This is a genomic window from Paenibacillus sp. UMB7766-LJ446 (assembly GCF_030226665.1).
GTDB lineage: Bacteria > Bacillota > Bacilli > Paenibacillales > Paenibacillaceae > Paenibacillus > Paenibacillus vandeheii.
The window spans coordinates 421,550-434,900 of record NZ_JASOYM010000005.1; the positions used below are offsets into that span (position 1 = coordinate 421,550).

Below are 13,351 nucleotides of genomic sequence, written 5' to 3' on the forward strand. Positions count from 1 at the left end.
TTGAGAAGGGGACGTTTAGAATCCGGAATTTTTTTTGTCATATCAAATTAATCAACGAAAGGTAGTGGGAAAATGAACGAACAAAAGCCGAAAAATAAAATCGGTATGAAGGTTTACAAATACTTGCAATCCGGGAACGTAATCGTTATTACGCCAGAGAGCGCCGGGTTCGTCGTCGAAACCACGAGAGAACAGGATTTCAAGTTGTACAAAGCGTTGGACGATAAAGTTCCCCATAGCGTCGGTATGATTCAGCTTGAATACGACGAATACATGTTTGACCGTGCCGAGGGCGGTATGATTACACGCGTTGAATTGGAAACATTGGAACCACTCTTTGACTACCCGCCAAAACCCGATGAAGACCACAACCGCCTGCCATTTCATTTACGTCTCTAATTGCCGAATTGGCGGCAGAAAATCAGCGATTACGGGAAGAAAACAACACGAATCAATTGGCGCTCATGGAATTACACATGATGCTGCTTAGTTTGATACCTAATACGGGATAAACTTGCTTGGCTGCTGGATTTGATGGGCTGTAGCACTCATGATGGGAGGTGAGACTATGTTAGCTATATACGTAATGATGGTTCATAAAAGAATGATCAAGTTGGAGTCTGTACCAGTTCAAAGCCGTGATATAGTGGCGGAAGCTCTGCGAGTTGGAGATATGGACCAAAACAGGAATATTGTGTAACAAGAGTTCCAAATAAGGAGCGCTATTTTTATGCCTTCTGGAGCATCTGATATTACAAAATCAAAGGAGGTGAAACCATGGAACAGGAAACCCTATGGAAATGGCTCCTTGCCCTAATAACCAGCTCAGTAACCTACTTCTTCGGAGGATGGTCAGGCGTGCTAGGCGTCCTACTAGTTTTCGTCATCCTCGATTACCTAACCGGCATCGCGGCCGCAGGGATGACTGGCAAGCTGGAGAGTAATGTCGGGATGTTCGGCATCGCACGAAAGGTGTTTATATTTGCAATGGTATCGGTGGCTCATCTGGTGGACGGTGTTCTGGGAGACGGACATTTGTTCAGGGATGCGGTCGCCTTTTTTTATATCGCGAATGAGCTGCTATCCATAATTGAAAATGGGGGCAAACTGGGCGCACCAATTCCACCTGTGATTCGGCAGGCTATTGAAGTGCTCAAGGGCAAGGGAGGAACCGGGGAACTCCCCGGAAACTTCTCCCCGAGTGCCAAAGACACTTTTTCACAGGCAGAACCAGATGACACAGATCCTCAAACAAGAGATGGCACGAAGTAGCTCCTAGCCATACGTCTTACCTTTTACCAACATCAGGGACACACACACAAGCATCCCCTGATCCCCACGCATTAACTATATACAAACGGCAATTTGCCGCATAAAGGGTGTGAGAAACATGCAAACGAGAAGCTCGGGTAACACACAGGGCATTGATGTCTCCCGTTATCAGGGCAGTATCGACTGGGCCAAAGTGAAGGCAAGCGGCATGACATTAGTGTTCATCAAGGCGACCGAAGGGCAGACGTATACCGACCCGAATTTCCAAAAAAACGTAACTGGCGCACTGGCAGCGGGCATGCTGGTGGGGACGTATCATTTTTTCCGCGCCACGTCTACCGATGGTGCCAAGGCTGAAGCTGCGCATTATGCTACGACATTACAAAAAGTAGGAGGCGCGAAGGCGCTGCAATTACCTCCTGTCATGGACTACGAGAATAATCCGGGTAACCTGAGCAAAGCTCAGATTAACACGGTCGCCAAGGCTTTTTTAACGGAATTACAACGTCTCACGGGTGTGAAACCGATCATATACACGGGCAATTCATTTGCCGGAAATTTTGATACATCACTCAGCTCATACGATCTATGGATTGCGCGTTACAGCAACACGCGTGTACCGGATGACCAGTCGGCCTGGAAACGTTGGACGTTCTGGCAGTATACGGACTCGGGCAAGGTGAACGGGATCAGCGGCAACGTGGATATGAACGAGTTCCAAGGATCGGCAGCGGAATTGAGAGCGAGATATGCAACAGCAACACCAAAGCCGCCAGAGCCATCCGAACCGACCAATCCCACGAAACCAACCGAACCACCGAAAGGGGGCGAACCGATGACAGCCGAAGAGAAAGCAGCGTTTGATGCGCTCAAATCCCAGGTCGATAAACTGCAGGCGCGCCAACAGATGGAAGTTCCAGTCTGGGCAAAAGCTGCCGTTGACGCAGCACTGGCATATGACACCAAAAATCCATTGTTTAGCATAGATAGTGGGGCGAGTTATGATTTTTACCGTTTTATCACGGTCATGTACCGCAGAGGTTTATTCAAAAAATAAGCTGACATAGCTTAAAATATAAGTTGGACCCGGTTTGTAAAGAGGGAACACAACAAGGGACACACGACGTTTTTTGTCGAAAGGTGTTCCTTTTTTGTGTTTTATGTAAATGATATTAACATATATAATAAAGTTGAAGACTTATGTCCGTAAATCTCTTGTCTAATTGATGAATGTGATGTAAAGTAAGTTACACGAAATCGATTTTCACCACTGTTTATTTACGCAATCCTCCTCATCATGACAAGACTTTAACATGAAAAGTTATTGTAATGTCTCCCTGTTGTAAAATCCAACATCTCAAGATTAATTTCACAACGTATTGAAACTATCCAATCCAACCTGTTTGAGAAACCACTAAAATGTCCTGTTTACCAAATTTCTGTTCCAACTGATCGCGACCATTAGATTTTGCCAATGATAATTCAGCCATGATGATATAACTCCAAGTCACATTCCAAGCCAACTCCACACCAGTCAACACAACCGGTCTCTCAAAATCAGCCTTGTTAAGCCTCTACTCAGTCGGTACCATTCTACTGTTGCTTATTGACCTAAGTTCAATTATTACGCAACAACCACAGGCATTTAGAACTCGTCAAATCATCCGAAAATCTAACAAAATGTGTACGGTTACATCCCGTTTAACATTTCACATATATGCCTCAGCTTATCCAGATTTACATCACAGGTATCAAAGGCATCTAAAGCCTTTCATATGATACAAAGCACCAAGCCGAACCATTGTAATCATTGGAGTTTTTTACGCCAGTATCACACACATTATGAGACAGGGAAGGGTGTTGTACGTATGCAAATGAGAAAAAAGTGGTTATCCGGTGTCATGGCCTTGGCCATGAGTACAGTGATGATTCTATCGGGCTGCTCCAGCGCAAGTAACGAGGGTACGGGTAATTCCCCTGCTCCGGCGGAAGGTAGCGAGCCTCCGGCAGAAGTGGCAGCACAGGATACGATGATTATGGGACGTGGCGGAGATTCTGTGGCACTGGACCCGGCAATTGTTACGGATGGGGAGTCGCTGAAGATTGGACATCAGGTATTCGACTCATTGCTGGATTACAAAGAAGGTGGAACCGAGGTTGTTCCTGGACTGGCTGAGAGCTGGGAGATTTCGGCGGATGGACTCAAGTATGACTTCAAGCTGAAGTCCGGCGTGAAATTCCACGATGGTACCGACTTCAACGCAGAGGCTGTGGTGTTCAACTTCAACCGATGGAGTGATCCGGCCAGTGAATATAAATTCGAGGGGGATTCCTTCGATTATTACGATTCCATGTTTGGTCCGGAAGACGGACGCGTGATCAAGGAAGTAAAAGCGATTGACGAGACAACGGTCGAGTTCATCCTGAACCAGCCACAAGCGCCTTTCCTGCAAAACATTGCGATGACGCCATTTGGCATTGCAAGCCCAACCGCGATTCAGGAGAAAAAGGAAAATTTCAAGAGCGAGCCGGTAGGCACAGGCCCGTTTGTTTTCAAAGAGTGGAAGCGGAACGACTCCATCACTCTGGAGAAGAATCCGAATTATTGGAAAGAGGGACTGCCGAAGCTGAACAAGGTGATCGTGCGTTCCATTCCGGATAACACGGCACGCTTCAATGCGCTGCAGAACGGCGAGATTGACATCATGGAGGACCTGAACCCGGACGACCTGTCCATCCTTGAGGGGAATAGCGAGCTGCAAAAGATCGAACGTCCACCATTTAACGTGTCATACATTGGCTTCAACTTTAAGAAAAAACCGTTTGATAACGTAAAAGTAAGACAAGCCCTCAACCATGCAGTAAACAAACAGGGCATTATTGATGCTTTCTTTGCGGGACAAGCCCAACCAGCGGTGAACCCGATGCCGCCAACACTTTGGGGGTATAACGACAGTATTGAGGACTACGCTTATGATCTGGAAAAAGCAAAAGCTTTGCTTGCCGAAGCCGGCTACCCTGACGGATTGCCTGACCCGGTAACATTCTATGCCATGCCGGTATCCCGGCCGTATATGCCTGACGGCAAGAAGGTGGCCGAAGCGATCCAGGCCGATTTTGAGAAAATCGGAGTGACCGTCAACATTGAATCACCGGAGTGGGCAACGTATCTGGATGATGCCAAAGCCGGGGAGAAAGACGACATTTACATGCTCGGTTGGACCGGTGATAACGGTGACCCGGATAACTTCCTGTACACGCTGCTCGATAAGGATGCAATCCCGGGCAACAACCGCAGCTTCTACGTCAACGAAGAATTGCATACGCTGCTGACGAGTGCGCAGAAAGAAACGGATCAGGACAAGCGTGCGGATCTGTACAAGCAGGCGCAATTGATTATTAAGGAAGATGCGCCATGGATTCCACTTGTGCACACCACACCTATTTTGGCAGGCAAAGCGAACCTGAAAGATTTTGTACCGTCCCCATTGGGAACGGAATCCTATGCCAATGCCTACTTTGAATAACTTATATACGAGCCGCAATTAGTATTAAATAAGAACCATTAGTCTAAAGCGCTGGCGAACACGTAATGCTTGGCAGAACCCACATCCGGATGTAACTATCTAAAGCATGCATGTCTGCCAGCGCTTTTTATACGTTAAAGGCAGGTGAATGAGGAGTGAACAGTTACATCGTCAAACGTGTACTCGTGTTACTGCCCGTGCTGCTGGGCATGACCTTGATCGTCTTTTCCATTATCCACGCCATTCCGGGTGATCCGGCAGAGACCATACTCGGGCAAAAGGCAACCGAACAATCCAAGCAAGCCCTGCGTGACCAGCTCGGACTGGACAAACCATGGTTTCAACAATATTTCGCTTATCTGGGCGATCTGTTTAAGGGAGATCTGGGCACCTCCATCCGCACCAAGGTTCCCATTGCCCAGGAAATTGTGCCATATCTGACGGCAACCCTTGAATTAACGATGGCAAGTATGCTGTTTGCGATCATCATAGGCGTGAATGCCGGGATCGTCAGTGCGTGGAAACATAACTCGTGGTTCGATTACTGCTGCATGGTCATTGCATTGGTTGGTGTATCGATGCCAATCTTCTGGCTTGGGTTGATGGAACAGTGGCTGTTTGCAAACAAACTGCACTGGCTGCCGTCTATCGGCAGGATGAATGCGCGTGATCCGATTGAAGCCATTACGGGCTTGTACGTTCTGGATACGATGATTGCCGGACGGTGGGATCAGCTGTGGACGGTCACGAAACATTTGCTGCTGCCAAGTATCGCGCTGGGCACTATTCCGATGGCCGTTATTGCCCGAATGACGCGTTCCAGTATGCTCGAAGTGATGAGTTCGGATTATATCCGTACCGCGAAAGCGAAGGGACTCGGCCCATTTTTTGTCGTATATGGACATGCGTTGAAAAATGCGTTTATTCCCGTGCTCACCGTCATCGGCATACAGACCGGATCTTTGCTGGGTGGAGCCGTGCTAACTGAAACCATCTTTGCTTGGCCTGGTGTCGGTCGCTATATATATGAAGCAATTAGTTCGCGGGACTATCCGGTGATCCAGAGCGGTATTCTGATCGTGGCATTCTTCTTCGTGGTGATTAACCTAATTGTGGACTTGCTGTACGCCGTATTTGATCCTCGAATTAGTTATAAATAGGAAATTCATCATTTGGGTTGACGAATGGAACTTCATATAAGTTAACTTTAAAAAATTACACGACACGAAAAGTGCAGAACCCATCTGTAGAAGCGAAGCTAAAAACTTTCTGGAAGATAGCTGCTTCGAAAGCATAAGCTTCGCATTTATCACCGATCGGAAGATGGTACTGCAATCGTAGTACTTGAGTGTAATTGTAATAGAAACCGTTAATCTTGTATTTCATTCATATCCTAGAAGGGAGACGCCGCATGGCCAAATTATCGACCAATACCGGAGCATCCATGGACGCCGCGTCGGCACCCGTATCTGGTCCATGGCGGGAAGCCTGGAGAACGTTTCGGAGAAATCGGCTTGCGCTGGCAGGCTTGATCATTATCGTTTTTTTCATCCTGTTGGCTTTTGTGGCCCCGTATATTGCCCCGTATGACTACAAAGAGCAGGTACTCACAGATCGGCTGCAAGCTCCTTCGGCAGAGCATTGGTTCGGTACCGATGATCTCGGGCGTGACGTATTTTCCAGAGTGCTGCACGGAGCGCGCATTTCATTGTGGGTTGGCTTCTTTTCGGTTATTGGCTCTATTATTGCGGGTGCATTGCTCGGCCTGATTGCCGGGTATTATGGGAAATGGGCAGACATGCTCATCTCACGTTTGTTCGATATCTTGCTCGCTTTTCCAGCTATTCTGCTGGCAATCGCCATTGTCGCGATTCTGGGTCCCTCCTTGCAGAATGCACTGCTCGCGATAGCGATCGTAAACATCCCGACCTACGGACGACTGGTACGTTCAAGGGTACTTAGCTTGAGACAGGAGGAATTTATTACATCGGCACGTACGCTGGGGGCTGGCAATATGCGAATTCTGTTCCGGCACATTTTGCCCAATAGCCTCACCCCGCTCATCGTACAAGGCACGTTGGGGATTGGGACAGCGATTATTGAAGCGGCTGCACTTGGATTCCTCGGCATGGGCGCGCAACCACCTGATCCGGAATGGGGCAAAATGCTGTCGGATTCCCGCCAGTTTCTGCAAAAAGCACCGTGGACGCTTATTTTCCCTGGGCTTTCCATCATGTTCACTGTACTCGGTTTCAATTTGCTGGGGGACGGTTTGCGCGATACCCTAGATCCAAAGATGGCCAAAAAGTAGCAGTTTGCATCTCTGGTTGCTTTTCTATATCAATTGAACTAAAGAATATTTACACTTAACACTCCGATGACAGAACAACCTTCCGATCGCTGTTATCCCCAGATTTTTTTAAAATCCCTAATATAAAGGGGGGAATCCGGGGATAAAGGCGAGGTGTATGCTTCCGATGCAACTTTCTTTCAGAAAGCTTTTAGCTCCGCTTCTTCAGGTTATTTCTGTCCTCTCCGTTATCGTGTAAATGTTTAGTTCAATTTATATAGTTTCAACTCTAGTTGCATCTCTAATTAAGTCTCCGACTCTGTTCCAAATCCAACGAACCTAGGAAGCCTTGTTCTACGATTTACTGCCAATTCCCTAGTCTAACGAGAATTTCACACACGCTATTTTGCGAAAAACCTACGGAAGCCTTGATAGATCGGCGAAAGGTGAGAAATAGCGTGTCTACGATTCTTTAGATTATGAAATTATCCTATAAAGGCTAATTAACGTCTGTGAGATTCGTTAGCGTGTGGCTTGCCAATACTGCACATACTTATTACCATCTGTCCTCCAAGCCGGTTGGAACTTTGGTTCGAGGCGGCTTTTGTATTGCATGATGTATTGAGCTAAAATGGTTAGAGATGTGCAAAACTTGAAGTGTTATTCGATCATTTTGTTAAAATAACCGGCTTCGTATTGACACCCAATTTTCCCATATGTTATATAAAAGGAAGGGTTTAGCACTCTGACGAACGGAGTGCTAATAAATGATGTTTTTATTACACGACTACATATGGAATGATTGTGTTTTTGAATATGGATAATGTTAAACCTGAATAGGACATGCATGAGCGTGGAGGGGCTAGAAAAGACTTGGCACGCAAGAGAGATTGATCAACAGATTTTTACTTGAAAAAAAATCGCAATGTTTAAAATCAGTTGATGAATGGTGCGGCAGCAGTGGAGGGGACGAAATCGATTCTGTAGAAGCGAAGCGCTCGCCTTTATCCCATAATTTTAACCTTTGTAGAAGGGGGTCAAGAAAATTAGGGGATAACAGCGATCGGAAGAACGATTCGTAACCGGAACGGCTAGATCGCAGAAAATCATGCACTTATTTTAAATGAGCAATAATGAATCAAAAAAATCTGGGGATCAAAGCGATTGAAAGCTTTTCTAGCAATGTTACGGTCTGCATGAACAATTCAAAGGTTTTCTTTCTATATTCAATCTAATCATTCTATATCCAATTTGAAAGGAGAAACCCATTCATGGCTAAAAAAGAATTCCAGGCTGAATCCAAACGCTTGCTGGATATGATGATCAACTCCATTTACACCCAAAGAGAAATCTTTTTGAGAGAACTGATCTCCAACTCCAGTGATGCCATTGACAAAATATATTACAAAGCACTGACAGACGACACACTCGTCTTCAACAAAGAGGACTACTACATCAAGCTCACCATTGACAAAGAAAATCGTACGCTCACGCTGACCGATACAGGAATCGGGATGACCCAGGAAGAGCTGGAAAACAATCTGGGGGTTATCGCGAAGAGTGGCTCGCTGGCGTTCAAGAAAGAGAATGAAGCGAAAGACGGTCATAACATCATCGGACAATTCGGGGTTGGTTTCTACTCCGCATTCATGGTAGCGGACAAGCTGACGGTAACGAGTAAAACGCTGGGCAGCGACGAAGCATGGAAATGGGAATCCGAAGGCGCGGATGGGTACACGATCTCTCCAGCCGAGAAAGATTCCGTGGGTACGGAAATCGTCCTGACGATCAAACAAAATACCGAAGAAGATTCGTATGACGAATTTTTGGAAGAGTACCGCCTGAGATCCATCATCAAGAAATACTCCGACTTCATTCGTTACCCGATCAAGATGGAAGTGACAGGTCAGCGTCCGAAGGAAGGTACAGAGAACGAGTTCGAGGAGTACAAAGAAGAGCAAACCGTGAACAGTATGGTGCCGATTTGGCGTAAAAATAAAAGCGAATTGACTGAAGAAGACTACACCAACTTCTATATGGAAAAACGCTACGGTTTTGACAAACCGCTCAAACACCTGCACATCAGCGCAGATGGCGCAGTGGTATATAATGCGATCCTGTTTATCCCGGAGAACACTCCGTTTGATTATTATACAAAAGAGTATGAAAAAGGTCTTGAACTGTACTCTAACGGTGTATTGATCATGGACAAATGCGGTGATCTGCTGCCAGATTACTTCGGATTTGTCAAAGGTATGGTCGATTCGGAAGATCTGTCCCTGAACATTTCCCGTGAAATGCTGCAACATGACCGTCAGCTCAGCCTGATTGCGAAGAACATCAAGAACAAGATCAAGAGCCAACTGCAAAGCCTGCTTAAGGACGAGCGTGAGAATTACGAGAAGTTCTATCAAGCGTTTGGCCGTCAGCTGAAGTATGGCGTCTACAGTGACTATGGCGTGAACAAGGATACGTTGCAGGACCTGCTCTTGTTCTCTTCTTCCAAAGAGAAGAAACTGGTGAGCCTGGACGAGTATGTTTCCAGAATGCCGGAAGATCAGAAGTATATCTACTACGCATCTGGTGAATCCATTGAACGGATTGAGAAGCTGCCGCAGATCGAGGGTGTGCTCGACAAAGGCTATGAAGTGCTGTACTTCACTGACGACATCGACGAATTTGCAATCAAGATGATCACGAACTACAAGGAGAAAGAATTCAAATCCATCTCCAGCGGTGACCTGGGCATCGAGGACAGTGCAGATAAAGAAGAAACAGACGCACAGGACAACGACAACAAAGAGTTGTTCGAAGCGATGCAAGCGCAGCTCAGCGGCAAAGTAAAAGCTGTTAAAGCTTCCAAACGCCTGAGAAGCCATCCGGTATGTTTGTCCACCGAAGGTGAGCTGACGATTGAAATGGAGAAAATCCTGAAAGCTATGCCAAACAGTGAAAATGTACAGGCGGATAAAGTGCTGGAGATCAACGTAAATCACGATGTCTTCAAATCCCTGAAAGACGCATTCGCACAGGATAAAGAAAAACTGAGCCTTTATACAAGCTTGCTGTATCATCAAGCATTGCTGATCGAAGGACTGCCAATTCAAGATCCGGTAGAGTTCACCAACGATATCTGCAAGGTTATGGTCTAACCAACCATCTCAACCCCGACAGGGCACTTCCGCCCTGCCGGTTTTTTTATGTTTTCCTTTCCTATTGCGGAAGTGATGAATAAACAATTTAATGGTATTCTTTAGCCTCTTAAAGTCTTGATTGAAGTCCCCCTTTATAGGGGATGTAATGTCATTTTAGATTGGGTGTGAATCAAACAGCGAAAGTAGTGAAGGGGACGGAATCGATTCTGAAGAAGCGAAGCGTTCGCCTTTATTCCCGAATTTCACCCTTTCTAAGGGAATCAAAGAAATTTGGGAATAACAGCGATCAAAAGAACGATCCGTAACCGGAACGGCCAAGCAAACTGTATAAGGCACTTTTTTCGTTATAAGTTACTTTCGATATTAATCATTACCTTTTAGGTGCACGGATGATAGTCTGGCGGGGTATAATAAGAGAAGACGACTGTGCATCACAAGTTGATGTGAGAAGAGATGACAATCGCAGACAGGTTTTGCTTTTCGAAACTGTAGAATATGTGTATAATCACTCAAAATAGAGACAGTCGGCTAGGAGTGATCAACATGCAATGGAACGATCTGAGAGAACATAGACAATACCCTGAACTAACGAAACTGGATGGGGTTCGTGCAGCCTATGAGCGCGACTACTCCAGACTGATACATTCACCGACTTTCCGTCGGCTGCAGGGCAAATCACAGGTGTTTGGTGCAGGAACGGGCGATTATTATCGCACACGATTGACACACTCCCTGGAAGTGGCGCAGATTGCACGAGAAGCGGCAAGAAGCTTGCTGCGACGCTACCCGGAGGTGGAGTTGAACCAGGCAGACAGCCCGGGACTGATTATTGATTCGGAAGTGGTGGAGTGTGCCGCGATTGCGCATGACTTCGGTCACCCGCCTTTTGGGCATAAAGGAGAAGAAGTACTGGATGGCATCCTCGATGATCTCATTAACACTGAGGTCAAGAAAATCATGAAGAAAAATCGTGGAGCAAAATCACCCCAACCGGAACAGGAGATTCGTGCTGAGCTGAAGCGGAAATATGAGCATTTTGAAGGCAACGCACATAACTTCCGTCTCATTATGTACTTGGAGAAACGGGAGGATATCGATGGACTGAACCTGTCCGATGCGGTGCTACTTGGTATCAACAAGTATCCGTATCCTGGTACGGAGAGCAAGAAGGGCATGTACCATCATGAATGGCAGTATATCCGCGAGATTCGCAATCGTTGGGATATTCCTGCTGGCAAAAAGACGCTGGAAGCACAGCTGATGGACCTCTGCGACGATATTGCCTATTCCGCACATGATCTGGAAGATGGCATCAAGGCAGGCAAAATCGAAGTGCATGAGCATTTCCTGCAAGATCCGCATATCAATCGCTTGATTGTGGATAAGATTACAACGCTGGAGGATCTGTTCTGGAACGGATGGACAAGGGAAGCGATTGGCAAAAAAGTCGAAGAAGTCCTCGCTTCGTTCCTGCGCATCTGGAATGAAAAGATGCCGTTCTGTGAGCATGACTACTCACGCACCCGCCGGGAGGTCAAAGCTTACTGGGTCAGTCTTTTTGTCGCAAGTCTGGGAGTTATTGATAACGGAGACTGGAAAAAGGTAACGTTTGTCCGTGAAGGTGCCGAGGATCTCGATATGCTGCGTACGGTGAGTGTGCTCAAGAGCTTTGCCTGGGTGACCATGATTCGTGACCTGCGTGTGCAGAGGTTGCAAAAGCGCAGTGAATGGATGATCAAGCGTCTGTGGGATGCTTTCCTTGACCCGGAAACGTCCAAATCCATTATTCCGTCTGATTGGCTGCAACGCTATGAGAAGGATCAGGCAAAGGCGAACCCGATCTGGACCTGGGAGCACATGGTGATTGATTATATTGCCGGGATGACGGATGCATTTGCCGAGAAAATTTATAATGAACTTTACGGTCTCAAGGTCGGCTCCATCTACGATCTGGACTAAGATAAGCAAGACGAAGGGAGATGAGACGCTTGGGTGCGAACATCAGTGGAAAATACAATCTGGGCGTACTTGACCTTGTTCCAAGGCTGAACGGCGCCACAGCAGAACAGGCGCTCCAACAATCCGTTACACTTGCGCAGCGTGCTGAAGAGTGGGGCTATTCAAGATACTGGACGTCTGAGCATCATGACATGGATGAACTCGCATCGGCATCGCCGGAAGTGCTGCTTGCCCATATCGGCGCTCGAACGAACACGATACAGCTTGGTTCCGGTGCTGTGCTGTTACCGCACTATAGCCCGCTTAAGGTAGCAGAGTCGTTCCGACTGCTGGCGGCGCTCTATCCGGGGCGCATCGAACTAGGCTTGGGACGTGCTCCTGGGGGCGGCCCCCATGCGACGATGGCCTTGAGTGGCAATTACTTGCAACATGTGTCCAAGCTGCCTGAATCGCTCGCGGCACTGACCGAACTGCTGGAAGACCGTTACACCTATGAAGAACATCCGGTGACGGCCCGACCGATTCCGGAGCTTCCGTTATCCTTATGGATGCTGGGTACCAACGTAAAAAGTGCCGAGTTTGCCGCCCGTTTTGGCATGGGGTATGTATTCGGACAATTTATGAGTGACACGGATGGTACAGAGGCAGTGCGGCGTTATCGGGAGGGGTTTATCCCCAGCGCGAACAGAAAAGAACCGGAGGTTATGGCTGCAGTCAGTGTTCTGTGTGCGGAGACGCAGGAAGATGCGGTGTCCTGGAGCCACGAGATGGAGGAGAGACGCAGAGCTGGAGGGAAAGAGCATTCGACGCAGTCTGACATTGCCAGCACGAGTACCCGCTCCAACGATAACAGTGCCGATACTGATGGAAAAGAAGTACAACGACATTACGCCGGCACACCTGCACAGGTTTGGAATCAATTGCAGCAGGTGTGCCACAGACTGGACACGGATCGGCTGCTTGTAGTGACCACTGGACCGGATTACGAGCGAAGGTTGGCCTCTTACAAGTTACTGGCGAACGCATAAGGGTGGCTGGTTAGCTGTTATGATATAAAGAATGGCGGGTTCCATACCTGCCCCTTTGTTAGATTCAAATCTTATGAGCTGCAGATCGGATATTTGCCGTATGCTGCAGCTCTTTTTTGT

The 13,351-nt window shown here is 47.2% G+C and carries 9 protein-coding genes; all 9 read left to right on the forward strand.

What is annotated here, in order from left to right:
- Positions 1–72 precede the first annotated feature (72 nt).
- A complete protein-coding gene (locus QP794_RS15815) occupies positions 73–399 on the forward strand; it encodes a hypothetical protein (RefSeq protein ID WP_285077979.1) in 327 nt (108 codons plus the stop codon).
- A 378-nt stretch (positions 400–777) separates the two neighbouring features.
- Entirely contained in the window at positions 778–1,272 is a 495-nt protein-coding gene (locus QP794_RS15820) for a phage holin family protein (RefSeq protein WP_285077980.1), read from the forward strand.
- Between the two features lie 118 nt (positions 1,273–1,390).
- Positions 1,391–2,329, forward strand: a complete 939-nt coding sequence (locus QP794_RS15825) for a glycoside hydrolase family 25 protein (protein ID WP_285077981.1) — start codon at positions 1,391–1,393, stop codon at positions 2,327–2,329.
- A gap of 817 nt (positions 2,330–3,146) precedes the next feature.
- A complete protein-coding gene (locus tag QP794_RS15830) occupies positions 3,147–4,799 on the forward strand; it encodes an ABC transporter substrate-binding protein (RefSeq protein ID WP_285078045.1) in 1,653 nt (550 codons plus the stop codon).
- Between the two features lie 155 nt (positions 4,800–4,954).
- Positions 4,955–5,959, forward strand: coding sequence for an ABC transporter permease (locus QP794_RS15835; RefSeq protein WP_024632912.1), 1,005 nt, complete (start codon positions 4,955–4,957; stop codon positions 5,957–5,959).
- A gap of 251 nt (positions 5,960–6,210) precedes the next feature.
- A complete protein-coding gene (gene nikC, locus QP794_RS15840) occupies positions 6,211–7,110 on the forward strand; it encodes a nickel transporter permease (RefSeq protein WP_285077982.1) in 900 nt (299 codons plus the stop codon).
- Between the two features lie 1,250 nt (positions 7,111–8,360).
- The gene (htpG, locus tag QP794_RS15845; protein ID WP_285077983.1) at positions 8,361–10,241 is read left to right on the forward strand and encodes a molecular chaperone HtpG; all 1,881 of its coding nucleotides are present in this window, start codon (positions 8,361–8,363) and stop codon (positions 10,239–10,241) included.
- Positions 10,242–10,787: 546 nt separating this feature from the next.
- Positions 10,788–12,203, forward strand: a complete 1,416-nt coding sequence (locus tag QP794_RS15850; protein WP_024632909.1) for a deoxyguanosinetriphosphate triphosphohydrolase family protein — start codon at positions 10,788–10,790, stop codon at positions 12,201–12,203.
- Between the two features lie 29 nt (positions 12,204–12,232).
- The gene (locus QP794_RS15855; protein ID WP_285077984.1) at positions 12,233–13,231 is read left to right on the forward strand and encodes an MsnO8 family LLM class oxidoreductase; all 999 of its coding nucleotides are present in this window, start codon (positions 12,233–12,235) and stop codon (positions 13,229–13,231) included.
- The last annotated feature ends 120 nt before the right edge of the window (positions 13,232–13,351 follow it).

Bases quoted from the DNA above. Each gene is read 5' to 3' on its own strand.
- QP794_RS15820 (WP_285077980.1), top strand. From the start codon at position 778: ATGGAACAGGAAACCCTATGGAAATGGCTCCTTGCCCTAATAACCAGC.
- htpG (WP_285077983.1), top strand. From the start codon at position 8,361: ATGGCTAAAAAAGAATTCCAGGCTGAATCCAAACGCTTGCTGGATATG.
- QP794_RS15815 (WP_285077979.1), top strand. From the start codon at position 73: ATGAACGAACAAAAGCCGAAAAATAAAATCGGTATGAAGGTTTACAAA.
- QP794_RS15850 (WP_024632909.1), top strand. From the start codon at position 10,788: ATGCAATGGAACGATCTGAGAGAACATAGACAATACCCTGAACTAACG.
- nikC (WP_285077982.1), top strand. From the start codon at position 6,211: ATGGCCAAATTATCGACCAATACCGGAGCATCCATGGACGCCGCGTCG.
- QP794_RS15830 (WP_285078045.1), top strand. From the start codon at position 3,147: ATGAGAAAAAAGTGGTTATCCGGTGTCATGGCCTTGGCCATGAGTACA.
- QP794_RS15825 (WP_285077981.1), top strand. From the start codon at position 1,391: ATGCAAACGAGAAGCTCGGGTAACACACAGGGCATTGATGTCTCCCGT.